This window comes from Brevibacillus fortis, assembly GCF_046196545.1.
Taxonomy (GTDB): domain Bacteria; phylum Bacillota; class Bacilli; order Brevibacillales; family Brevibacillaceae; genus Brevibacillus; species Brevibacillus fortis_A.
On record NZ_CP176370.1, the window covers coordinates 5,701,836 to 5,725,132 of the forward strand.

Annotated in this window: 25 protein-coding genes and 1 riboswitch; all 25 genes read right to left on the reverse strand. The window is 48.4% G+C overall.

Features of this window, described 5'->3' with window-relative positions; all coding sequences use genetic code 11:
- Complete coding sequence (locus ACKKE8_RS27715) at window positions 1-591, reverse strand: hypothetical protein (protein ID WP_409175838.1); 591 nt, start codon at window positions 589-591, stop codon at window positions 1-3.
- Entirely contained in the window at window positions 588-3,065 is a 2,478-nt protein-coding gene (locus ACKKE8_RS27720) for a hypothetical protein (protein ID WP_409175839.1), read from the reverse strand. Before ACKKE8_RS27720 ends, ACKKE8_RS27715 begins: the two co-directional genes overlap by 4 nt.
- A gap of 231 nt (window positions 3,066-3,296) precedes the next feature.
- On the reverse strand, window positions 3,297-3,683 hold the full coding sequence (locus tag ACKKE8_RS27725; RefSeq protein ID WP_048034815.1) for a phage tail assembly chaperone: 387 nt from the start codon (window positions 3,681-3,683) through the stop codon (window positions 3,297-3,299).
- 14 nt (window positions 3,684-3,697) lie between these two features.
- A complete protein-coding gene (locus tag ACKKE8_RS27730; RefSeq protein WP_409175840.1) occupies window positions 3,698-4,150 on the reverse strand; it encodes a hypothetical protein in 453 nt (150 codons plus the stop codon).
- Window positions 4,151-5,488 (reverse strand): phage tail sheath subtilisin-like domain-containing protein, encoded by a 1,338-nt coding sequence (locus ACKKE8_RS27735; protein ID WP_409175841.1) that lies wholly within the window; start codon window positions 5,486-5,488, stop codon window positions 4,151-4,153. It lies immediately after the preceding gene.
- 2 nt (window positions 5,489-5,490) lie between these two features.
- A complete protein-coding gene (locus ACKKE8_RS27740; protein WP_409175842.1) occupies window positions 5,491-5,682 on the reverse strand; it encodes a hypothetical protein in 192 nt (63 codons plus the stop codon).
- Entirely contained in the window at window positions 5,682-6,179 is a 498-nt protein-coding gene (locus tag ACKKE8_RS27745) for a hypothetical protein (RefSeq protein ID WP_409175843.1), read from the reverse strand. Before ACKKE8_RS27745 ends, ACKKE8_RS27740 begins: the two co-directional genes overlap by 1 nt.
- 368 nt (window positions 6,180-6,547) lie before the next feature.
- The gene (locus ACKKE8_RS27750) at window positions 6,548-7,201 is read right to left on the reverse strand and encodes a hypothetical protein (RefSeq protein WP_409175844.1); all 654 of its coding nucleotides are present in this window, start codon (window positions 7,199-7,201) and stop codon (window positions 6,548-6,550) included.
- Between the two features lie 250 nt (window positions 7,202-7,451).
- Window positions 7,452-7,649, reverse strand: coding sequence for a hypothetical protein (locus tag ACKKE8_RS27755; RefSeq protein WP_017251814.1), 198 nt, complete (start codon window positions 7,647-7,649; stop codon window positions 7,452-7,454).
- Window positions 7,646-7,873, reverse strand: coding sequence for a hypothetical protein (locus ACKKE8_RS27760; RefSeq protein ID WP_017251813.1), 228 nt, complete (start codon window positions 7,871-7,873; stop codon window positions 7,646-7,648). The genes ACKKE8_RS27755 and ACKKE8_RS27760 overlap by 4 nt, the downstream gene beginning before the upstream one ends.
- Entirely contained in the window at window positions 7,819-8,157 is a 339-nt protein-coding gene (locus tag ACKKE8_RS27765; RefSeq protein ID WP_409175845.1) for a sigma factor-like helix-turn-helix DNA-binding protein, read from the reverse strand. The genes ACKKE8_RS27760 and ACKKE8_RS27765 overlap by 55 nt, the downstream gene beginning before the upstream one ends.
- Window positions 8,158-8,548: 391 nt before the next feature.
- Window positions 8,549-9,025, reverse strand: coding sequence for a DinB family protein (locus ACKKE8_RS27770; RefSeq protein WP_409175846.1), 477 nt, complete (start codon window positions 9,023-9,025; stop codon window positions 8,549-8,551).
- A 28-nt stretch (window positions 9,026-9,053) separates the two neighbouring features.
- Window positions 9,054-9,611, reverse strand: a complete 558-nt coding sequence (locus tag ACKKE8_RS27775) for a DNA-3-methyladenine glycosylase I (RefSeq protein ID WP_409175847.1) — start codon at window positions 9,609-9,611, stop codon at window positions 9,054-9,056.
- A 123-nt stretch (window positions 9,612-9,734) separates the two neighbouring features.
- A complete protein-coding gene (gene map / locus ACKKE8_RS27780) occupies window positions 9,735-10,478 on the reverse strand; it encodes a type I methionyl aminopeptidase (protein WP_409175848.1) in 744 nt (247 codons plus the stop codon).
- A 126-nt stretch (window positions 10,479-10,604) separates the two neighbouring features.
- Entirely contained in the window at window positions 10,605-11,420 is an 816-nt protein-coding gene (locus ACKKE8_RS27785; RefSeq protein ID WP_409175849.1) for an alpha/beta fold hydrolase, read from the reverse strand.
- A gap of 94 nt (window positions 11,421-11,514) precedes the next feature.
- Entirely contained in the window at window positions 11,515-11,844 is a 330-nt protein-coding gene (locus tag ACKKE8_RS27790; protein ID WP_409175850.1) for a DUF2085 domain-containing protein, read from the reverse strand.
- A gap of 310 nt (window positions 11,845-12,154) precedes the next feature.
- Window positions 12,155-13,687: a YcdB/YcdC domain-containing protein gene (locus tag ACKKE8_RS27795; protein WP_409175851.1), complete on the reverse strand. Its 1,533-nt coding sequence runs from the start codon at window positions 13,685-13,687 to the stop codon at window positions 12,155-12,157.
- A gap of 70 nt (window positions 13,688-13,757) precedes the next feature.
- Entirely contained in the window at window positions 13,758-14,582 is an 825-nt protein-coding gene (locus tag ACKKE8_RS27800) for a PepSY domain-containing protein (protein ID WP_409175852.1), read from the reverse strand.
- A 12-nt stretch (window positions 14,583-14,594) separates the two neighbouring features.
- The gene (locus ACKKE8_RS27805) at window positions 14,595-15,959 is read right to left on the reverse strand and encodes an ATP-binding protein (RefSeq protein ID WP_409175853.1); all 1,365 of its coding nucleotides are present in this window, start codon (window positions 15,957-15,959) and stop codon (window positions 14,595-14,597) included.
- Window positions 15,960-15,962: 3 nt separating this feature from the next.
- On the reverse strand, window positions 15,963-16,649 hold the full coding sequence (locus ACKKE8_RS27810; protein WP_409175854.1) for a response regulator transcription factor: 687 nt from the start codon (window positions 16,647-16,649) through the stop codon (window positions 15,963-15,965).
- A gap of 97 nt (window positions 16,650-16,746) precedes the next feature.
- Window positions 16,747-18,087 (reverse strand): SLC13 family permease, encoded by a 1,341-nt coding sequence (locus ACKKE8_RS27815; RefSeq protein WP_409179215.1) that lies wholly within the window; start codon window positions 18,085-18,087, stop codon window positions 16,747-16,749.
- A gap of 56 nt (window positions 18,088-18,143) precedes the next feature.
- A complete protein-coding gene (locus tag ACKKE8_RS27820) occupies window positions 18,144-19,328 on the reverse strand; it encodes a glycerate kinase (protein WP_409175855.1) in 1,185 nt (394 codons plus the stop codon).
- Window positions 19,329-19,472: 144 nt separating this feature from the next.
- Window positions 19,473-20,471, reverse strand: coding sequence for an ABC transporter permease (locus tag ACKKE8_RS27825; RefSeq protein ID WP_409175856.1), 999 nt, complete (start codon window positions 20,469-20,471; stop codon window positions 19,473-19,475).
- Window position 20,472: 1 nt separating this feature from the next.
- Window positions 20,473-21,963, reverse strand: coding sequence for a sugar ABC transporter ATP-binding protein (locus ACKKE8_RS27830; protein ID WP_409175857.1), 1,491 nt, complete (start codon window positions 21,961-21,963; stop codon window positions 20,473-20,475).
- Between the two features lie 93 nt (window positions 21,964-22,056).
- Window positions 22,057-23,076, reverse strand: coding sequence for a sugar ABC transporter substrate-binding protein (locus ACKKE8_RS27835; RefSeq protein ID WP_409175858.1), 1,020 nt, complete (start codon window positions 23,074-23,076; stop codon window positions 22,057-22,059).
- Between the two features lie 96 nt (window positions 23,077-23,172).
- Window positions 23,173-23,292: riboswitch (SAM riboswitch) on the reverse strand.
- Window positions 23,293-23,297 lie beyond the last annotated feature (5 nt).

Sequence of the window (23,297 nt, forward strand, 5' to 3'; positions counted from 1 at the left end):
TTACATTCTGTTTTCTCTTTCTAGCTTTTCGTGAATCTCTCTTTTCCTGTCTTCCAACTTTTTGCTGTCTATCCGTGGAGCCGCTTGCTGCTTCTTCGTCTTCTTGGCTACCTTCCCGCTCGTGTTCGGGCGAGCTGGCTGCTGTTTCGTAATAACCGCCTCCGGGGATAAAAGCTGCGTCTGATTGCTCCACGTAATGAATTCGTCTTTGACAAACAGCGGTAGCTCAATCGAGCCGTGAAAATCGACGTTTTTCCCTTGGAATTTTCCGTCACATGGCCCGATGAGCACATTCCACGCCAGATCAAGCTCGTCTATAGTCAAAAGCGCTTCAGAGCCCGTTAAGCGATCCAATCCAGCAAGCCACTGTCTAGGCCCTTGATAGCCCTGTACCTCGACATAGGGAGCCGTACTGTCTCCGGGTAAGATGAAGTCAAAGGAGATGGACTTTGGACGTCTGGAAGAGATGCGGTTGCCGGACAATAATGTAATCGATGTCGTACTTTCGATGTCGTTGCCATAGCCGCGAAACTGGATTTCCGCAGGTGTCACGGGAAATGTCAGCCTGTATTTACCTTGAAGGCGGATCATGTCGTTACCCCTCCCCTCGTCTCTAGTGCATCCAGCAGAGAACGTTCGATGATGTCTTTGATGCGTTGGGCGACAGACGGGTCATTAAGCATATTCAGCATGGTCGGGATATCCTGAAGTACGCCTTGAACGTGTAAAGGTATCGAAATTTGCGGAATCGTAATCGCAACAGGCTGGAGTTTTTCTTGCAAATTGCTAACTGGCGATTGATTTGGAACAGGAGGTCCCGCTTGATGCGTTGGTTGAATAGTCGCAGACTCTGAAGAAGGCTTATCCTGCCACCACGACTTGACTCCATCGTATAGGGCGCCGCCCGCAAACGATCCTCCCATACCTCCAATAAACCCGCCAACAATACCGCCGATTGCAGTACCAACGCCAGGTAAAATGGAACCAATCGCTGCTCCAGTGGCCGCTCCCGCTACAGCTCCGCCCCAGCCGCCAAGTGACTCTGCTCCCACTTTTGCTGCAGTATCCAGCTTGTTCTTTGATTCTGCAATTTCTTTAACACCTAGTAAATTTCCAAGAAGAGGTATCCTTTTGAGTCCCCCTTTGAACATGCTTTTCCAGGCGCCTTTGCTGGCAGCTTTATCAGTCTCTGCATGATTGCCGCCACTATCTGGTTCAGGTTGGTTACCTGCCGGAGATGTAGCTGGGGCGCTGCTCTTGCTTTTTTCTGCTGTTTTGGCCGTTTCTCGTTGGGAACCACCCATAACAGTATCAGGTGTGTGCCCTGCTGTAGAAGCAGTTGGAGAAGCGTTTCGGCGCTTGCGGTTAGCTTTGGTCCCTTCTCCTAGTGCACCCCCAGTATCCGAACTAGGCTTATTACCTCCTTGAGAGCTACCTGAAGCACCTTTTTTCTTCGATTTATTTTTAAAAGAAGGTCTCAGTGTTGTCTTGCCATCACAACAACAGCAACAGCCTTTGCTCCCACCTGCCCCCAAATTGCCTTTATCAGGGGCAAGCGATGCGTTCTCATTGGAAGCAGATTTCTCTTTTTTTCTGCCGAAAAAATCTCTTGTTGTAGTCAATAGACCTTTCATGGACGTAACTGTACTGGCAAGCATGACACCAAGCGTAGAAAGTGCTGCAAAAGCACCGCCTACATAAACTGCAGCGAGCCTTGCCTCTGAGGACCAAGTGTTAAACCAGTTAAAGAATCCAGCAGTCACATTCGAAATCGTTACAGCTACTCCAGACAAATCGCTAGCAATCTGCGTGACAGCGTCCATTGCTGCATTTTTCGCTGTGTTTTGCGCTTGCATCATCTTCATGAATTCATTCTCATTGACAGCCGCATCATAAGCCAATTGCGCCTCGGATACATTCACTTTCGAACCAGTCGCACCAGTAGCAATTTTCTTGATTTCTTCCAAGCTGGACGATAATTGCACCCCGCCACTACCTACTAAAGCCGTCATTATATCTTGTTGTTTAGTTGGATTTTTCGGATCGTTCTTCATCAAAGATGTGGACATCAGTACTTTTGCTAAGGCAATGTTCTGAGCGTCTTTATCCCCAGTCGAGAGAGCTGTTGTTAGCCTTTTCGCTTCTTCTTCCGCTCTGGTCTTTGCTTCTTCCACGCTCATACCTTGGTTTACATATTCACTCTGGAATTGGCTAGTCAATGCGCCTTTAGCGGTTAACTGCTTCAACGCACCTTCACGCAGAATACTAAATGACTTTGTATCATTCAAAACCTTCCCCATGGCCTCAAAACTCGTCGCCATTTGTTCAGGTGTTTTGAGGAAATTGCCTTTTTGAGCATTCAGTTCGGCCATCGCCTCTACGAACTTGAGGTTGACACTCGCCCCACCATTATTGCTCATATGCTGAAGCGCATTGGCCAGATTTTCTGCATTTTGTGTTTGAGTGGATGCCCCCATCGCGGCCATCATCTTCACGGTGTCCTCTGGAGCAAATTTGGTCGTAACATTGAGCAGTGCTGCTTGCTTGGCGTATTGTGCACCATTGTCAGCATTGGCCAGCTCACCTTTGGAAATAAGATCCATTGCCTTAGAAAGGCTCATGTATGGATTGAGCGTGGTCATTTGTTTTGCAGTCTCTTCAAAGTCCCTGATTTTATCTTCGGATTTCCCGCTAGCAGCATACAACGCACGCTCTCTAGCGACTAACTTCGCCTCGTCTGTTACTGACGCCATACTAGCTCCCAAGGCTACCCCAGTAACCAAACCTCCAAGCCCGACAAGTTCCTTTTTCACTTCGCCCAGCTTGCTCATCATGTCTTTGAACTCAATCTTCGGCTTCGCCGTCACCTTGTCCAGCTTGTTGGTTTCCTCACGCAGCTTCCGCATGTCCTGTTGCATCTGCGACATACCATCAGAGAACTCTCTCGCCATCTTTTGCATCTCTTTACTAGTTTCACCCATGGCCTTCGTGAGCTTTTCGGTCTCCTTGACCATATTGGTCATTTCCTGACGAGCTGCTTTTAATTTCGCTTTTTCAGTTGCCATTCTTTCACCCCCTGTCTTCCCCTGATGTCTCTCCCCACCCAGCAGAACCCGAAAAAAGCCAGGAGACCTACCCCCCAGCTCTTTCCTCATCCTCCGCCTCAATCATCTGACAAGCAAAAATAAACAGCTTCTGCTTGTACAAATCGACTTCGTACTCGAGTAGATCCGACGGGCGGCCTCTGCCTTTTAAAAAAGCGCGGCAAATATGCCAGGCCTCGCCGTCAGATCGGATTAGTTTTTTGCTTCTTCAATGGCTTCTTCTTCCGTCTGGGTTGCATTGACTTCACGGACCGCATTGAGCAGCTTGGTGTAGCCCTCTGGATTGTCGCGGAAAATTTTCTCGACGAGCTCGTACTTGGTGCCCACCTTGTACGCTTTCTTCAGCTCTTCCTGATTCCAAGGGAAGTCGTGCTCGGTGGCTTTCACCAGACGTGCATCGTTGTACAGGAACCAGTCCGTTTTCTCGCCTTTGTCAGCCATGCGTTCGCAATCGCGCAGCTCGGACAAATTCAGTTGGCGAACCTTCCATTCGTCACCGTCGATGGTTACGGTGATTTCTTTTCGCGAAGCTTGTTCATTGGCTTTGGCCAAAAATTTCTCAAGTTTGTTTTTGTTCATAGTCAAGCACTCTCCTATTCAGTGTAGGCTGGCAATTCATCCAGGTAGTCCGGCTTTTCGATGGACATCCCTTTCAAATCGTATGTCGCATGATCGTTGCCGTCTGCTTTGGCTTCCCACAGCGTAATTTCGTCTGGGTTCAGCACGATATTGGAGATGCGGACGCGTTCGGAGTTGCCCGCTTCCTTGTCCAGCGTCTCGCCGATCAGGAATGGGAGGACTGGGGTCTTGCCCTGCGTCAATTGATCGACGCAGTAGTATTTCAGCGCAGCGTTGGTTGCGGTAATTTTCAATGTCACTTCTACATGCCAGTCGTTGACGGTCTGGATTTTTCCTTTTTGCAGACGATTCGTGTCGCCGTACTCTACCTTGAGGACCATTTTTCCTTCCAGGGTACCGAAGATCGGGTCTCCGTTTTCATCGTAAATTTGGCAGTTCTTCAGTTTAATATCGCGTGCAATAGCCAATTACAGCACCTCCCAGTCAATGTCAAAGTATTCGATGGCATCAAGCGGCTTCGCAGACAAGAGGAAACCACGGCGATCCCCGATGCCATTCTTTTGATCCGTGAATGTCCAGCCTGTATCAATCGCACCCTGCTGTTCGCGGACGGTCAGGTACGCATTGACGGCAGAGACAAATACCGCGCCGCCCAAATCGTTGTTGCCGAGCTTGCCTTTGTATTTCTTGCCGACTTGGCTGATGTCGTTTACGATCTGATCCAGCGTCATGCTGACACGGATTTTGCCGTAGTCCTCGCGCTCATGCGTACCTAGCACCGCCAGCGTATTCACGGCGCTCTCGATGATGTACACATCTCCGTCGCGAGTTGCGATTAGCGTACCAGAGCCCAGCGCACTCAAAATATCGGTGTGACCCCAATCCTTGAGCGCTTTTTTCAATGGTACGACGACGGCCGTCAGCGATTCATGCGCAGGTGTCGCGGCGATCATACCCGCTACCCATGCGGCCCACTCCAGGCTGCCGTATACTTTTCCGTTGTTGTGCTGACCAGCGATAGCACTATTCACGACAAAACGGGCATTTTGCGCCACAGAGCGTTCGATGTGCTTCGCCATGTTCTCGTCGTCCGCCGCTTTGCCGCCGATCACCAGCGTGCTGAGCTTCTTGTTTTGTGTGCGACGATCGCTCATGAATTGCTTCGCTGCTGCTTGTACAGCCGCATCGTCAAACGGCAGATACATCGTGTCAAAATCAGCACCGGACACAGCCATGAACAGCTTAGTCGAGTCAGCTGAGCTAAGCGCTACTGTGCCACTTTTCGCTCCTGTCAGCGCTGTTTCTGGCACGATTGTAACGGCAGTCTCGCCCAGCTTTTTCACACGCACATAGTTGGATTGGCTCGTTTTCGCTGCCAGCTCATTCGCATCCGCAAACGAAAACTTCTCGGTTTGCAGCGGGCCTGTTACCTGGAGTTCCTTTTTGCCTGGCTCAGACGTCGAGGCAGTGATCGTCACCTTCAAGTCGTTACCTACCAAACCTGGATACAGAGCCTCGACTCTGATCGCATCGGCCTGCTCATACGCTGCTTTTGTGGCTGTGCCATTCGTCATGCGGTACGCGAGGATCGTTGCACCGCCTTCTGCTGCCAGCTCCACGGTATCGACCTTGCCAAATGTCTGGGCAAGTCGCTCCTCAAAGCTCCCCAGCTTCACCAGCTCATCTGGAGCGCCCCACTCTGCTTGATACGGCACCAGTACGACACCGTTCTTCGGTACTACACGTTCTTTTGCTTTTGCGATCAGTTCGACCGTTACACCCGGACGTTCACGTTGAATGGTCATGCTTACACCCCGCCTTTGTATTTGGTCAGTCGGCTCTTCACTTGTCCTTCTGCCAGTAGTTGATCATTTGCTTCAGAAAAAAGAGCACCTGCTACCTCGAACCGTTCGGCTCCAAGATAAGCGGCGCTCTTGATCCACTCTTGTTTGGTTTGCACAAGCTCTGAGGCCTGTGCTTGTTGTTCTTTTCGTGCCACTATGATCGGACCCCCTCTACATCGAATTCGTTGATTTTTTCTGTGGCCGCTCTCTGCAATGCCACGTTGTAGGTGAACTGGAACGCGATTTCCGTCCGGTCCTTTTTATCCCGCCAAATACGCAACGTGGAGCTGTCGATTTCGATGGACAATCCAGACGTCTTGTCTTGATAGCTGAATTGCCTTTGGCGAAGGAGCTCACGCAGCGGCTCTGCTGAAAGTGGCTGATAGACACCTGCTACCTTTGGATAGTGGAGGACGATGGCTGCTTCTGAAACCACCTTATAGGAAGTGAGGCTTCTTCCTTCTTCACGGACCCCTTGCGTCAAAAGAAACGCGATAGGCGGCTGGAATCGCTGCGCCATCCAGTCGTCCACATTTACAACAGTAGTGAGCTCTGGATACGCTTCCTTTACCAGTTCACTGAGAACGGCTAGCTCACGATCCATTAAGCTTCCACCTCCCATACTTGCGGTATTCTCTTCTGTCTTCGTCACATGTCTCTTCCCCCCACTACTTCACTTGGCAAGACATCCACGGCAAATGCCCGCCGAGCAGGGAGCGAGTAGCCTATGGCTTTGAACTCGCAACATCGTATGGCGCCAATCGCCGTTTTCCCCGCTCGCCGGACATTTAAGTCCTCGGCGTACATAAAAAGCCACCCGACAGCTTCATCGGATGGCTCGTATCTCTCTTACTTGTTTCGCTTGACTCAAGTATAACCGATTCGGAGAAAAAACCGGGAAAATGACCCTATGTGTCAGGTAGTGTCAACCTTTGTCAGCCTCAACATGCTTGCGAAAATGAAAAGAAACTGTCATCTTCCTGACAGCTTCTCGTCTATTGAGTCGGGCACTGTTTATCATTATCCAGTCTGCTGAGCCTGATCGCCATACATCGCCCATGCCATCTTCATCACCGCACTGCGCTTGATTTCATAATACCGCTGACGGGACACACCGATCTCTTTGGCAATCAGATTGTTCTTATCGCCATCCAACAAAGCTTCGACTACGAATCGCTCTTGCTCACCCGGAATCATCTCTACCGCTTTATTAATCCGCTCGATTTTATCCTGCAAATTTTGCAGCCTCTTCCACTTTCGCTCCCTGCGTGCCACCTCCGCATGCGTCCGATCTCCCGTGGTGCCCTTTCCTTTTGGCATGCATGCATCCAATCCGTACTGAGAGACCATTCCTTCCCCCGCCTCGCGCAAAAAACGCTGGATACGCACGATCTCGATTTGCATGTAATTGTAGTCGCGGATTTCTTCCTCGGCCTTTTGTAAAAAATCTACGATGGGGGCTTGCTCACTCAGCCGGACGAAGCCTTCTTTTCTAGCGGATACTGTCTTTTGCTGCCCCTTTGCCTCTTGATCCCGCATGTACTTGTCCCACTCCGGGCAAGAATCGATTTTTCCTACGTGCTTATCATGAACCTGGCAATGTGATTTCTTTCCCCAACACGTTGCCGGACACACCTCGCATACTGCTTCCATGAAAACATCTTTGCTGATCAAGGCACTATTCCCCCTCGGTCATATATATGAAGTCCGTATGATTGCTTATCGGTTTTCGTTGACTCTTGCATCTTTTCTTAATCTTTGAGACAAACCGATCTGTCCGATAATGACTCCGATCAATAAAACAGCTGCTCCGATTAATGCTGCTTCTATCATTTCGTACGTATCTCCTTTGCATCATCATTTTCTTGTATAATGAAAGGGGGCAAAGAGGATACTCACCAGTTGTATTCTTTGCCCCAAGCCTTCAATGGGGATTCCGATCGTCAGTCGGAGTCTCCTTTTTTTGTTCCAGTTGCTCTTTCTTTTTCTCTTTGTTTGCCTTTAATTGCAGGTTGAACAGATTATTAATCCGAATCTGCAAATCTACCTGCTTAAACGTGACGATTAAAGCAAGGAAGCACACGACAACCGCGAGAACCTGAACGTAATCAATCGTCATCATAGCATCACTTCTCCACTGCGGATCGCTTCGAGCATCGCGGTTTTCATTTCTTGCATGCTCTCTTCGCGAGGTAGTTTGATAAAGGAAGCAAGGTACTCCATGTCGGGAAGCAGAAAGTCGAGGATGGTCAGCACGGCCCGATTATCCCCTGACTGGGCTTTTTGGAGGGTCAGGCTGAACGAGTCAGCTTCTCGGCCAATTGGCGCAAATATTTGTTTTTGCATTTACTCACTCCTTGTCTGGTCATATTCAGTTTTTTGGCTACCTGTTCTTCTGTCATTCCTTGAAGGACGACATGTTTGATAATGGTTCGGGCTTTTTCTGGGAGTTGCATCAACACCTCCTGAACATACAGGTCCGACAGGTTGTCCTCGATCGCTTCCGTTCCCCGCATCCCCTCTTTGATAACCGTCTCCCTGTACAAACGCTTCTTGGCGGCGTACTGCAATCGCCAAGCAATCCTCTTGAGCACTTTTCTGCAATGCTCTTTCAACTGCTCATCTGTCACTTGTTTCACCTTCTGTCTTTTTCATCCGGAAAATAGGAACACTCGTTCTATTTGTAGTACAAGTATCTCATACAACGGAAATAAGTTCAAGTTCTTTCTACCAGATTTTTGGAGATGATTTTCCCGGTTGATCCTCAGCATAAATATCAAAAAAGACATCAAAAAACACGATCCCAATTGGAGATCGTGCCTGTGTAGAAGTATGAAATTACTCTTACACAACTACTGTCCTTACTCCACGAAAGTACATAATTCTCATACTTTTTAGGTTTTATCTGCCCATCATGCAAGAAACACCTTAAATGAAGAAGATCCTTTAAAAATAAAAAAGCAAGCCCCTCTCGCATTCGCAACAGAAGAGCTAGCTTGCTTTTCTATCTTTCGCACTCTTTTAATCCCAAATATTCGGGCGTTCAACACCCATCGTTCGCATATAATCTAGCAGTTGACCGGTATGTACCGACTCATGGTAGGCGATTCGCAGCAGCATGTCTCCAAGCGTACGGACATAGCCTACATCGGATCGATCGATGCGGACACTCTCTAGGTCGCTCTTGGACAACCCTCTGACGAAGCGGAGAAATTCTTCTCGATACGGCTTCGCAAAGGCCACATCTTCTTCTACGCTCGAAAACTCTTTGGTTTCATACGGATTGTGGATGTCAGACAAGGCGGCGCTTCCCCGTTGGATCAAAATCTGGTGATACAAAAACTCACCCTCAATGACATGGCGAATCATTTCTCCGCACGTGAACGCTTTATCGTCAGGCTTCCAGTTCAGCATTTCTTTAGGAATTGCCTTCCATACTTTGATACTTCTACGTCTTACTTCCTCAAAGTTTAAGATTAAGAGATCATTTTCGTTCATGTCATTCTCCCCTCTCCGTTAGCTCGTCCTAGTTTTTTGGATAGAGATCACATGTCGCAACGTGATCATTGACCATGCCAACTGCTTGCATAAAGGCGTAGCAAATTGTTGAACCGACAAACGTAAAACCGCGCTTTTTCAAGTCCTTGCTCATCTTGTCGCTAATTTCGGTAGAAGCAGGCACATCCTTCATTTCCTGAAAATGATTATGAATCGGCTTTCCGCCTACAAACGACCAAATATAGCTGCTAAAAGACCCAAACTCCTCCACAATCCGCAAATACGCGTGGGCGTTCTTCACGACACCGCGAATCTTCAGCCTGTTGCGAACGATGCCTTCATCTGTCAGCAATTGCTCGATCTTGGCTTCATCGTATTGAACGATTTTCTCCGCTTCAAAGTTATCAAACGCTCTTCGATAATTTTCTCGCTTCTTCAAGATCGTGTACCAGCTGAGTCCGGCTTGAGCGCCTTCCAAATTCAAATATTCAAAGAGCAAACGATCTTCATAGACAGGAACTCCCCACTCGTGATCGTGATAATCCATATAGATCGGGTCTTGATTCACCCACCCGCACCGATTCATGGAAAGAAACCTCCTCCACTTAATACGAACATATATTCCTATATATAGAATATACAATCATTGGCTATTCTGCAAGTTTTTCTTTACAAAAAAAGACCTCATCAATCTGAGGTCTCCCTGCAATCAAGCTGTTAAAATAATTGGCTTTCCCTTCGTCACAACGATGGTGTGCTCGTATTGAGCTACGTAACTCTTATCAGGCGTAATGATCGCCCAACCGTCCCTGCCATCATCCACATATTCCGTCCCCGTTGAAATGAATGTTTCAACCGCCAACACGAGACCTTCTGTGAGCAAGCGTCTATCCTTTTTATCATAGTAATTCAAAATGTAAGCAGGCTCTTCATGCAAGCTTTTGCCGATACCATGACCCGTCAGGTTTTTGACGACTGTAAAGCCTTTTTTCCTGGCCTCTTGGTGAACAATGCGACCAATCTGGCTTAGCTTCGATCCCGCCTTTGCCGCATCCAATGCCTTGTACAACGACTCCTCGGCGCATTGGCATAAGGATTGTTTCTCAGGCTCGCCTTCCCCTACCACGATAGAAGCACCTGTATCGGCAAAGTATCCATCCAGCTCTGCCGAGACATCAATATTGATGATATCGCCATTTTGCAGGACAGTATGATCAGGGATGCCATGCGCAACAATGTGATTGACACTGATGCATGTGTGCCCCGGAAAATCATAGGTGATATTCGGTGCAGACCGCGCTCCGTACTTTGCCAAGATCTCTCCGCCAATCCGGTCGAGTTCTTTTGTTGTCACGCCTGCCCGCACTGCTTTTATCATCGCCTCTCTTGCTTCTGCCACAATACTACCGATCCGCTTCAAGCAGATCAAATCATTTTCATTTTGAATCGACATGTGTTTCCCTCCTTGCCAGTATTTATCTAACCCATTTCTTCATTGGAACATTTTTCTTCGCCAATCGCAACCGAAGCAAAAACAAAGAACCCCAGAAGCATCCTCTGCGGCTCTTATCTTACGAAGCTAGGCTGGATTCCATGCATACATTCCTTGCGCTATTGTCGACTGCTTTTGAATAAACCCGATGGAGATTCGGTTAAATTCTTCCGGCTGATCGACATTGACGACATGACCGCAGTCAGCGACTAGACTCAACTGTGCAAATTGTCTTTTTTTCACACGCATCTGGACGAACGGCAAAAACATATGGTCTTCATCACCCATAATGAACAAGGTAGGGATGGGAGGCTCTTTATCAAAGAGGGTTCCCAGGAATCGATTAATGCCTTTTGTCAGCTTGAACCATCTCTTGAATTCTTTTTGACAAAGCTTTTTGGCTTCGCGGATAAACAAGGAACGCGATTCTTTATGACGCTTACTCGGCATGATTACCCATGCAAACAGTCGATACAGCCACATGTACGGGATGAAATGCTTGACCATATTCCCCAGCGTGATTAGCACCCGCGACCGCACGTTCATGTGCGTCACAGCTCCTGCCAAAACCATCGAGCGCATTCTCTCTGGGGCCTGCTCTGAAATAATCTGTACGATGATCGTCCCCAAGGAAATCCCCACAAAATGGGTGGAAGTGATTTTTAAATGATCCAAAACCTCAATGATATCTCTGCTGACATCATCAAAGGTGTATGTTTTGAACAGCTTGCCTGGGATGTTCTTAGATTTTCCGTGACCACGCATATCTACTAGAAGAACATTGAAATTCTCTTTGTATGCCTTGAGTTGTTTATACCAAATCGATGAGCTGCCCCCTGCCCCATGGACAAAAGTCACCCATTCGCACTCTTCACCACGTATGTATGTCTTATAATGGATCACTAATATCCCCCCACCAGTATTATATAGGAGGGATGTCCCAGGTGAAAGGATTACCATAATATTGAAATTTTTGTGTACATAGAGGCATATCGCTTCACGTGAGTCTCTCTACCAAAAACCAAACGACATTGGAAATGAGTAAAGACTGTCCGATTCCAAAACTGAGCCCAGTGAAAAATCGCAGCTTGTTATTGCTTGTTCGCCACTTCCATTGTTGGGTAAAGCCATCAATCAGCATCGGCAATAACAGGAATCCAATCAAATAGTAAGAGGTCACGATATGCATCCCTGCAAAAACAGGCGCCAGCAGGTATCCAGCTAGTATCGAAACACATCTGGCACATAGCGGCATTTTCTTACCACCGATATAAAAGGAACGATCTGGTCGCCGATGACAGGGAATCCACTGCATATTGATCTTCATCAACTCCCTCAATCTGGCTTGCAATCGCAATCGGTTGCATCACAATTCGGACAATCAACGGGAAGATAGTTGCAATCTGGCGAACAATTTTTACGCTTTCTCCGGTTTGTCGAATAATAAAGGAACATGCTAATCAAAACAAGAAGCCCAACAACGTTCAAGACTCCTCCCGTTACATAATCCCCTTGATATAGAAATACGCCTCCCGCTATCCATGCGATCATGCAAAGCGTTAATCCAACAAAAAACAGATACATCCTCTCCCTTCTTTTCATTCTACGTGAAAGAGTATCTGCCGTTTCACTTTGGGTTACGTCCTGGGCTTGAATTGATTGGTGATCGCATCCAAATATTGATAGCGCTCTTGCCTTGCGTATTTGAGCCGATAGATTGGAATCGGAACAGAGGCCTTTTCCCTTCTACTTGTATTTCTGTCTTCCACTTGCACATATTCCAGTTCCATGTCATACAGGCTCATGAAGCTCTCCGCCGCTTCCCGAGCTGACACACAAGAGACCGGATCGGGAATCACCTTATTCTTACGTACATCATGCTTGTAAAAACCCGTAACCTGGCCTGTCCAAGGATTTACTTTCACGGAGTACACCCGGTTTGTCAATACGATCCCATTTTTGCGCTCATAGAAGTAATACGTATTGCCTGTCCCGCGTAAATAACATAATTCATAGTAATGCAGCTCGGTAATTCCCTGCTCGATGTATTTTTCCAAGTAGCACGTAGCTATTCGCAAAGCATCGCGGTCCGACAGCCGCGGTGCTATATACTCCATTTTTTGATTAACCGTAAAGGCAAGTAGCTCGTTGGTCTGGCGATTGAGAGTAACACATACAAAATCAGGATCGTAGACAGTTTCCGCGTCTTCTGCTTCTGGAAGCGACCAGAAGTAATGGATAGTAGAAGGCCAGTCTGGCTTCTTCGCAGCATCAATATATTTGAAATAACCGATCTTAGGATGAAATGTAACCCCATGCTCGTTCGGTGTCACAAGCGTTTTTCTTTCGATATCGGCTTCGGTTACATCAATTTGAAAAGATTCCTTCACCCACAACTCAATCTCTTGCACGTTTGCAAAAATAAGAGATCCCCCTCGGGTTACTACAGGAATAATCTCTGAGTGTTTTTCTTTCGGTCGTCTGCCTCCTATCACGGTCTTGGTGATTTGCCCTGTCTCGGCATGAATAACGGCATAGTCCATCGGTGGCTCATCAGGGAGATACTGGAGTATCCCTTCTTCCTGTTCGTCGCAGGCGAGCATCAAATTTTCCTGATACAAAGCAAGATACGCTTGTTTTGCCTCCTCCATTGTTATCACTTTTGGCTTGGAAGGCTTGTTTTTCGGATCAAAATCATGAAATCCCCGGTAGTAGATGTCAGTCAAATTACCCCACTCGTCTAACGTAATAAACAGATACACGCTGGCAAGCGGATTGTCGTGAAAACAATAACGATAAGAAAGTTTCCACTTCTTTTCCTCACGATACTCCGACAAGCTCGCCATGCCATCTCTCACCATCTCATTCAGATGGTCGCCATACAGTGCTTCCGCCACTTCTATGATACGTTGCGTTGCTGTCTCGGCATCGATCGGCTCTCCAGAAGCAACCGAATCTTGATGAATTTCTTCCTCCAAACGAAACTCCGTTATATAACCCGTTTTTTTGTCGATTTCCAGCTTGGTACGCTCATGACCTAATTTTATCTCCCAAGTTCTCCAGTTATCGCGCGTTTTGATTCGCTGCTGAGACAATTCAAGCATACCGGGAAAAATAGCAAACCATCTCTCCATCGTCCCCCGAACGGCTTCCGTCGGATATATACTCATCGCTTTCCCTCCCGAACGAAAAAACCGTCAATGCAGACACTGACGGCTTTCTCTATTTGAATGCTAAATCCTAATCATCATCACGATCATCTAGATCATCGTCGTCGGTGTCATTGGTGTTGGTGTCATCACTTGCAGATGAATCCGCCGGAGCACTGCCATTTTTATCGGCTGGTGTCTGATCATCATCGTCATCATCATCGGTAGAGCTATTGTCGATGGTGGTCGTCGAAAGCACTTTTCCGGTAATGGCATGTATGCGCACATCTACCGTTTGGGAATCTTTTTTCGTGATCACCCGATAGACTGCTCCACTCTTTGTCTCGATTAAGTCAACATCATCGATCTTGCCGCCACTCGTTCTTTCCGTCGCAATCTGTTTCGCTTGCTGTTCGGTAATTTTGGTCTGTGGCTGCGCTGGTGGATTCGAGCTTTGATTCGGTTTCGGCTGCTGCTGTGTTTGGGTTTGAGTTGTAGCTGGCTTGATCGCGTTGCCTGAAGCATCCTTCCCGCCGTTATTCGTTTGCGCTGTGCTGGCTGTCGGATTTGAACCTGGCTGCGTTGGATTCGTCGCCGTTTCGTTTGCCTTCGGCTGCGCAGTCGCTGCGACCAAGGAGATCTCCTTCAAATCAATAATTTCGCCCGTTTGTGCATTCACCATCACACTATACGTTCCGCGCTCATTGAGGAGTTGGAGGTTGTAAATGCTGTTTTCTCCTACATCTGTCATGGAGATCGATTCAATCTTCCCCGGGTAGCGGGCCGTCACGATCTGTTTGACTTCCTCCTCTGATAATGACTGCAAATCCATACTCGCGAAGATCCGCTGCATGCCAAATGCCGTGGTGACCAACAGAAAGCTCGCCAGCAGCCCTATTTTCCATTTTTTATTCATACGTACCTCCTGCTATTTCTTAACCTGCCCTGGCAGAAAAACGGTCACGAGCGTCCATTTCCCTTCTTCGCTATCCAGTGCAATATCGCCTTGATGGGCATCAACGATCTGTTTGGCAATGGAAAGACCGAGTCCTACGCCCCCTGTTTCGCGGCTGCGGGCTTTGTCTACACGGAAGAAACGATCAAAAACATGCTGCAAATCTTCTTTGGGAATCCCCATTCCGTAATCCTTCACCGAGAAATAAGGGCGGTCCCCTTGAATGCCCACTCCAACCTCTATCTCATTGGAGCTGTATTTCATCGCATTGTCGAGTAAAACGACGAGCACTTGTTTTAGTTTTTGTTCATCGGCCATGACAGGAACCGATTCGTGGTTTGCTCCCAGTTGAAAGCCTCTGCCATACGCATTGGTCAATTGTGCAATGGTCGTTTGGCACAACGGGACCAAGTCGATTTCTTTGACATCCAGATTCCATTCGGCGCTATTGTTTGCGAGTAGCAGCATTTGATTGGTCATATCCTTCATGCGCACGGCTTCCGAATAGATCGCTTCCACTGACTCTGCCAGAACCTCCGGCTTTTTCGTCCCCCAACGCTTCAATAGCTTTGCATAGCTTTCTACTACGGTCAGCGGCGTTTTCAATTCATGGGAAGCATCTGAGACGAACTGCTGCTGCTTCTCGAAGTTTTGCTGTAATAAATCCATCATCTTGTTAAAGGTGCTTCCTAACGCGTGCAATTCATCTTTGGATGTGTGCTCAAGCGGTATTTTCTTAAAAATACTGCGCGCTTGAATGTCTTCCATCGTTTGAATCATCGAGTTGACTGGTCGCAAAATCAGATTGCTCAACATGCGTCCGGCAAAAAAAGCAGGAATCAGCACGAACAACGATGCAAATAACAGAACGTTTTGCAGCAGGCTCAAATTTTTTTGCAAACCCGCAATACTTTCAATGACTTCTAACGTGACAATTTTTCCATTCGTCCAAATGATTGGGACCTTGACGTACGCGTATTTCGCTCCGTTGACATCGAAGACACCGTCACTCGCTTTTCTTTCAAAGATGGGCTTCGGTGCAGGGATTGGCTGCGTGCTGTCTACTTCCTGCGTAACGATGGCTCGCGATTGCTGATCGATAATCCGGATCATCCCGTTCGATGGCAAATACGGCTGCAGTAGCGTGGCCGGGTCGAAACTTTCTACACCGATCTGATTGAGTCCACTCTGGATATGCAGAACTTCTCGTTGCAGACGATCCAGCTCTCCGTCTGTTGTCACTTTGTAGAACATGAAGTAAATGAAGCTGTTGACCATGAGCAACAGGAGCAAGAGTGCGACCGTGGAGAACAAATGAATTTTATTTTTAATTTTCATAATCTACCCCTTCAGCATATAACCAACGCCTCGTACTGTATGCAAAAGCGGGGTTTCATACCCTTGGTCCACCTTTTTACGCAAGTAACGGATATACACGTCAACGACATTTGTGTCTCCGAAATAGTCAAATCCCCATACATGTGTAAGAATCTGTTCACGATTCAGAACTTGGTTTTTATTCTGCATCAGATAAAGCAGCAAGTCGAATTCACGCGGTGTCAGCTCGATCTGACTGGAGCCTCTCGTCACTTCCCGCGATTTTTCATCCAGGCTTAAATCCGCTACTTCTACTTTGGAGCTGGCTTCCACTATCCTCGTCATTTGGGACAAGCGGAGGCAGGAACGGATGCGCGCCAGCAGCTCTTCGATTTCAAAAGGTTTCGTGATGTAGTCGTTCGCGCCTTGATCGAGTCCATTTACTTTGTCCACGACAGCATTTCTGGCCGTCAACAAAATGACTGGCGTCGTGGAGTCCTTTACCCGAATCCGACGAAGCACTTCTATGCCTGACAAGCCTGGCAGCAGTACATCGAGCAAAATCAAGTTCCATCCACCTTGATTGTATTGTTCCAGCGCCTCTAGCCCTGTTTTGGCGATCTCGCTTTCGTATCCTTCGTATTCCAGCTCTAATTGAATCACACGAGCAATTTTCTCTTCATCTTCCACAATTAATATTCGCTCCGACATGTAATCCTCCTAAACCTTGCATCCATTATCCAGATGAGTTTAGCAAATATTGGCTGTGGATCAAAGAGCAAGCCGTACGAAAGATATAATTTTTTACTTATATCGATAACCCCACCCACTGCCAGTACGCGTAATAAAAGACGACCATCAGAATTGCGTGGGCTACACCTGCATACAAGCTCAATCGCAGCAAATCCTTAGGCAAAAAGGTCTCCTTGCCGCTCTCCTGGAACATGAGCAAGGCTTTGGAGCTGACAGGGAAGGTCAGGCAGTAGTTCATACCGACGATTCCTAAGAACAACACGGTCACTTCATTCAAATCAAGGCTGCTCGCAAAGTAGAGGAGCGGTGGAACCAGAATGACGGCTCTCGTTGTATGCGATGTAATGTACAGATGGGATGTCAATGTCAGCAAAGTAATGACCACAATGATCAACAGTGACGATTCCCCTTCCAGCTGCTCGGTGATCGTGAACAGCTTCTTCATGATCCACTCTGCCGCGCCACTTTCCAACAACGACTTTCCGAGTGCAATGGCTGCCCCTACAAACAGAATCAGGTTCCACGAGACAGACTGTACGCCATCCTTCCACTTCATGACGCCCACATTGGGGAGTGTCAAAAGAAAGGCGCCGACGACTGTCGTGGTAGCAATCTCGATTCCATGCAAACGCTCTGTCAGCCAGAAAATGACCATCGCCCCGATCACAGCAACCGTATATTTTTCGTTGCGGGACAAGGTGAGAGAGAGCTTTCTGCTCGCAAGTGGGCGCTGCATCTCTTCTTTGGTGAGAAACAGAGCCAGAACAATCCGGCAAGTAACAACGCTGGCCACTATCCCAAACGGCAGTCCCCACAACAGCCACTCCGCAAAGCTAATCCCTCCCCCATTGAACTCCTTCAGCATATCGAGTGCGATAAAATGGGAGCCTGCTCCGATCATGGTGGAGCTCGTCGATACTAAAATAATCGTCGGAATCAGGATCGCCATGGCTTTCGTAATTTGCTTGTTCCCGATTTCTGAGGTCAGCGAGTGGAAAACAGGCAGTAGCACCGCTGCACGTCCAGAAGTAGACGGGATAAAGAAAGCGAGAAATTGAACGACGACCGTCAAGAGCCAAAACAAGCTTTTGACATTCTTTGCGCGGCTCACGACCAGATCTGTGAGTTTGCCTGCCAAGCCAGTCACTTGAAGAGCACCGCCGAGAATGAATGAGCCAATCATTAACCAGATGACATCGGAGGCGAGCGAGTCGAACAAAATTTCCTGGTCAGCCGTTCCTGTCACGACGAGGAGTAACACGGAGCCAATCGCTACATAGGCGGAGTTCAGCGAGGTGGTCGTCCACAGAATCACGGCGACACAGAAGCAGAACAAGCTCCATTTGGCTTCAAATGTCAGGGAAGACGGCAGCATGAGCAGTAATTCAACGAACATAATTAGGACAATCGGAAGGACCCAGGCAGGTCTTTCCTTTGCAACAGTCTGTGCAATCACGATACTTGCTCCTTTGCCATTAAACGATTTGCGAGCTGTAGCCCCACCATGATGGTTCTCATGGAGCTTTCCGAGCAATCAGTCAGCCATTTCTGCGCATGCATGAACGCTTCTTCCAACGTAGACGGCATCGGCAAAATACTCGTGTACGCATCAATTCCGTGCTCATAATTGAGTCTCGCACCTTTGCCAACAGTCCCAACCAAAGCCACTACTGGCAAGGCATGCTTTTTCGCCCGCTTCGCCACTTCCACTGGAATTTTTCCTCGCGGTGTTTGAAAATCAATGCTGCCTTCCGCCGTAAACACAAGGTCTGTCTCTTGAAGCATCCGATCTAAATCAATGTACTTCATGATGATGTCGTAGCGTGGATACAGATTCGCACCCGTCAGCGCATGCAGTCCGGCACCCAAGCCACCCGATGCACCACTGCCCGGCATTTCTCTGACGTCGATACCGAAATCCCGCTCGATAATAGCCGCGAATTGTTCGAGTGCTTCTTCCAGCTCAACCACTTGCTCAGGTGTTGCTCCTTTTTGCGGGCCAAACACGCGAGCGACTCCGTTTTCCCCACACAGCTTGTTAAACCAGTTGCAAGCCACATCGATTTGCACCTGCTTGAGTCTTTTGTCCATGCCGGAAACATCGATTTTCATTACTTTTGCCAGCGAGATTCCGCCTTCAATACGGATTTCTCGACCGCTTGCATCCAAAAATTTCGCGCCAAGTGCTTGCGCCATGCCTGCCCCGCCATCGGAAGTACCGGAATCGCCACAGCCTAGCAAAATACGATCTGCCCCCATGTCCAGCGCCGCTTTGATCAATTCACCGACGCCATGTGTCGTCGTTTTGCGCGGATCACGCAAGTTTCTTGGAACCAGTCGCAATCCCGCTGCTGCTGCCATCTCAATCACAGCCGTTTGACCAGTCGTTTTCGATCCGAATATCCCGAAATGGGAAGGAACCTTTTCTCCTACAGGGCCTGTTACTTCCTTATCGATAATCGAGCCATTCGAAATTTTCACAATCGCTTTTGTAAAGCCTTCTCCTCCGTCTACCATCGGCAGTGTTTGTACTTGGGAGAGCGGGAGTACGCGAAGAATTCCTTCTTTCATGCACGCTGCTGCTTGCTCGGCATCTAAACTTTCCTTAAAGCCCGAAGGCACAACGAGTATACGCATAAAAACAACATCCCTTCTCTTTATTTGAATTTGCTTTCGCATTGGTCTCACTTGAGTAAGACCAATACTAAGCTTCAAAAAAGAGAAGGGAATAATAGGAAGATGATAAATTGATGAGAGAAAAGCAAGAAGAACGTTACGATTCTAAGTGTTTCGTTTTCTGCGCAGTTGATAATAGGTCACAGCCAGGGCGAGCGCCAAAACCGTCCCCTTAATAATATCGTAAGCGTAATACGGCAGATTGAGCATCGTCATACCGTTGAGCAGTACCCCGATCAGGATGGCTCCGACAAATGTACCGAATACGTTTGGCTTTCCTGCACCAAAAACGGAGAAGCCTACGAAAGCAGCCGCTACTGCATCCATCAGCATAGAACCGCCGCTACTCACCTGCCCGGTACCAATCCGCGCTGCCAAGAGCATCCCGCCCAAGCCTGCAAAAAGAGCGGAGAGCACATAAGCCAAGGTACGATAGCGATTCACAGGAATCCCCGACAGACGAGCTGCTTCCAAATTGCCGCCTGTCATGTACAGCATCCGCCCCTGTCTCGTATAGGTCAAGTACACATGCGTAATCGCGACAAGTAAAAAGGTCAGGATAACGGGAACAGGAACGGAGAGAATTTCTCCTTGGCCCAGCCAGAGGAACCATTCCTGGAATTTTCCCGGAGCCTGTGAGCCGTCCTGCATCGGCATGTTTGCGTAGATCGAGTAGCCTTGGGAATACGTCATATGAATGCCGTTGACGATGTAGAGCATCGCCAGCGTAGCCAGCAAATCAGGAATGCGGATTTTCACGACCAGGAAGGCGTTGACCAGCCCGACGAGCAAGCTGAGTACAATCGGAACAACCAGTGTCGTGAAGACTCCTTGTTCGTACCAAACCATCATCGAAGCAGAAACGACTGTGGTCAATGAAACCGTCGATCCGACAGACAAGTCAAAGCCCCCGACAATCAGCGAGAACGTAACGCCAATCGCAACAAACGTCACAATCGAGATGGAGCGAAGAATGTCTGTCAAGTTGTCGTACGTGAAGAAATACGGGTTGGTCAAACTGAATAACAACATGACAATAACGATTACTGCAACCGTTCCGTATTTGTAAATAAAATCAAATAAGCTAAACTTTTTATCTGCCACGTTACTCACCTCCGCTTGCGTAGTACATAATCAGCTCTTGTGTTGCTTCCTCGCGACTCAATTCCTTCACGATCCTACCCTCGAACATGACGAGAATCCGGTCTGCGATCCCGATGACTTCCTGAAACTCACAGGAGAAATACAGGACACCCTTTTTCTGCTCAGCGAGATTTCCGATCAGGCGGTAAATATCGCTTTTCGCGCCGATATCGACCCCTTTTGTCGGCTCGTCAAACATAAAGAGGTGAGCGTTTGTATCCAGCCATTTGCCGATAGCGACTTTTTGCTGGTTTCCGCCGCTGAGGAAACCGACCAGCTGCTTGATATCGGCTGTTTTTACACCAAGGCGCTGCACGAGCTCTCTTGCGTTAGCCGCTTCCGACCCTCTTTTGATAAAACCGAGCCAGGACTTCTTTTTCAACGAGGCGACAGACAGGTTGTTCTGCACAGACTCCTCTACGAAAATTCCTTCCTTGCGCCTTTCCTCCGGGACGAGCACGATTCCTGCATCGACGGCGTCTTTTGGCGAGCGCAGTTGGACACGTGTTCCATGCAATCGAATGGCACCAGCCTTTGCCTCATCCGCACCGAAGAGCAATCGGGCGAGCTCAGTCTTCCCTGCCCCAACCAGACCGACGACGCCCACGATCTCTCCCTCGCGAACCTGCAGGTCGACTCCCCGTACTTTGCCGCCAGCCACACCTGACGCTTCAAAAATCGTTTCGCCAATCGGCACTTCCAGCTTCGGGAACTCCTCGTCGAAGCTTTTGCCCAGCATGTTCGCGATCACTTCGTCCATGTTGGTCTTGGTCGTGTCTGTGGTCACAACATGCTGTCCATCGCGCATAATGGTGATCCGATCACAGATTTCAAAGATTTCCGGTAGGCGGTGGGAGATATAAATGATCCCGACTCCAGCTTTTTTCAACTGCGCAATGATTTGAAACAGCCGCTCGCTCTCCTTCGTGCTCAACGGCGCTGTCGGTTCATCGAAAATGACGTACTTCGCCCTTTGAACGGTAGCCCGTGCAATCAAAATCAATTGCTTTTCCGAAAGCGTACATTCTTCGACGAGCATCCTCACCGGAATGGAGAAGCCGAAGTTTTTTAAAATCTGCTCTGATTCGTTGTACAAGCTCTGCCAGTTGATCAGTCCCTTGGTTTTCGCCTGGACGAGCTGGCCCGCCAATATGTTCTCGGCAACGCTCAAATACGGGATCAAGGCGGTGTCCACTTCCTGATATACACATTGAATGCCCTGTGCTTTGGCGTCCTGCGGAGATTGAATCGACACGGCCTGTCCATCGATGGTGATCGTACCGCCATCTGCCTGATACGCTCCTGTGAGGATTTTCATCAGGGTACTCTTTCCCGCGCCATTAGCTCCGAGCAGTGCGTGAACCTCTCCTGCGCGCACCTCAAAATCGACGGATCGCAGGGCAGGAACCCCAGAAAACTGCTTCGCCATCCCTTTCATCTGCAATGTGGACATGTTTCACACCTCCTGTTTACCTGCGTGTCCCAACCTCTATAAGGAAAAATCCCGTTGACGGAAACAGATCAACGGGAAAAGCCAATTTGGTTCTTACTTGCCCCACTCTTGTACGTATTGGGACAGGTCGCCCATCGTTACTTTTTTATCCTTCGGCAGGTCTTCCTGTTTCACCAGCACTGGATTCAGCTTCACGTTGTCTGGCACTTGCTCGCCTTTGATTTTTTGGAACACGGTTTGAGCATGAATGCGTCCGATATTGGATGGGTCTACTGCTGCCGTCGCTGTCCACGGAGAGTTTTCCGCCTGGATCATTTGCAGATCCTCATCGCTCAAATCGATGGAGTATACTTTGATTTCCGTACGGCCTGCTTGCTGAATGGCCCGCGTCGCCCCTTTGGCAAATTCATCCCAAGCTGCCCATACTGCTGTAATGTCACCTTTGTTCGGATACTTTTTCAAGATCGCTTCCATCTGCGTTTGTGTATCGAGTGCCGTATTGTTGGTAGCGGAGCCGAATGCAGCAATCTCTTTTATGTCCGGGTATTTCTTCTGGAAAGCTTCATACGTGACTTGACGTTTTTCCATCGGCGCAAAGCCAGCTACCCAAATTTTTACGATGCTGCCTTTGCCATTTGTATCTGCTGCCAGCTTCTCCAGGCTCAGCTCTGCCAACTTGTTGTCATCCTGCGCCACAACTGGCACACCCGGAATGTTGATGTCTGTATCAAACAGGACGACCGGGATTTTTTTATCCACGGCTTTTTGCGTGCCCTGCTGCAACGCTTCTGCCGTACCATGGTCGATCAGAATGCCATCAAATTTTTGGTTCACAGCCGCATCGAGGTTGGACGCCATTTTTGCCAAATCGGTATCTGCGTTGAATACGGTCAACTCGCCGCCGTTTTTCTCCACCTCTGTCTTCACGCCATTGATATATTGTGCGGAGAACGTCCCTACATTTTGACGCATGATTAATGCGATTCTCTTCGCGTTCTCTCCACCCGGCTGGTTCGTGCTACCGGTTCCGGTGCTTGTTCCTCCGCCGCATGCTGTAACGAGAACGGACGCAGCCACAACAAGTGAAGTCAGTAATCCCAGTTTCTTTTTCATCGCAAATGTTCCCCCTTTTTCTCTTTGAAAACAGATGATAAATGCAAAAAATCCTCTTTCACAGAGAAAGAGGACAAAAATCGACAAGATTCTCGCCTCTTATCTGTCAGGTATTCTACCTGTTGGAGTTAGCACCTTGGCTCGAAAGAACGCATTCTCTCGTGCTAGGTTGCCGGGCTTCATAGGGCCATTCCCTCAGCCTTCTCTTGATAAGAGTAGTT

Coding starts and splice junctions, on each gene's coding strand:
- ACKKE8_RS27715 (WP_409175838.1), bottom strand. CDS start 591: ATGATCCGCCTTCAAGGTAAATACAGGCTGACATTTCCCGTGACACCT.
- ACKKE8_RS27720 (WP_409175839.1), bottom strand. CDS start 3,065: ATGGCAACTGAAAAAGCGAAATTAAAAGCAGCTCGTCAGGAAATGACC.
- ACKKE8_RS27725 (WP_048034815.1), bottom strand. CDS start 3,683: ATGAACAAAAACAAACTTGAGAAATTTTTGGCCAAAGCCAATGAACAA.
- ACKKE8_RS27735 (WP_409175841.1), bottom strand. CDS start 5,488: ATGACCATTCAACGTGAACGTCCGGGTGTAACGGTCGAACTGATCGCA.
- ACKKE8_RS27755 (WP_017251814.1), bottom strand. CDS start 7,649: ATGATGACGATTGATTACGTTCAGGTTCTCGCGGTTGTCGTGTGCTTC.
- ACKKE8_RS27760 (WP_017251813.1), bottom strand. CDS start 7,873: ATGCAAAAACAAATATTTGCGCCAATTGGCCGAGAAGCTGACTCGTTC.
- ACKKE8_RS27770 (WP_409175846.1), bottom strand. CDS start 9,025: ATGAACGAAAATGATCTCTTAATCTTAAACTTTGAGGAAGTAAGACGT.
- ACKKE8_RS27775 (WP_409175847.1), bottom strand. CDS start 9,611: ATGAATCGGTGCGGGTGGGTGAATCAAGACCCGATCTATATGGATTAT.
- map (WP_409175848.1), bottom strand. CDS start 10,478: ATGTCGATTCAAAATGAAAATGATTTGATCTGCTTGAAGCGGATCGGT.
- ACKKE8_RS27790 (WP_409175850.1), bottom strand. CDS start 11,844: ATGAAGATCAATATGCAGTGGATTCCCTGTCATCGGCGACCAGATCGT.
- ACKKE8_RS27795 (WP_409175851.1), bottom strand. CDS start 13,687: ATGAGTATATATCCGACGGAAGCCGTTCGGGGGACGATGGAGAGATGG.
- ACKKE8_RS27800 (WP_409175852.1), bottom strand. CDS start 14,582: ATGAATAAAAAATGGAAAATAGGGCTGCTGGCGAGCTTTCTGTTGGTC.
- ACKKE8_RS27805 (WP_409175853.1), bottom strand. CDS start 15,959: ATGAAAATTAAAAATAAAATTCATTTGTTCTCCACGGTCGCACTCTTG.
- ACKKE8_RS27810 (WP_409175854.1), bottom strand. CDS start 16,649: ATGTCGGAGCGAATATTAATTGTGGAAGATGAAGAGAAAATTGCTCGT.
- ACKKE8_RS27815 (WP_409179215.1), bottom strand. CDS start 18,087: ATGTTCGTTGAATTACTGCTCATGCTGCCGTCTTCCCTGACATTTGAA.
- ACKKE8_RS27820 (WP_409175855.1), bottom strand. CDS start 19,328: ATGCGTATACTCGTTGTGCCTTCGGGCTTTAAGGAAAGTTTAGATGCC.
- ACKKE8_RS27830 (WP_409175857.1), bottom strand. CDS start 21,963: ATGTCCACATTGCAGATGAAAGGGATGGCGAAGCAGTTTTCTGGGGTT.
- ACKKE8_RS27835 (WP_409175858.1), bottom strand. CDS start 23,076: ATGAAAAAGAAACTGGGATTACTGACTTCACTTGTTGTGGCTGCGTCC.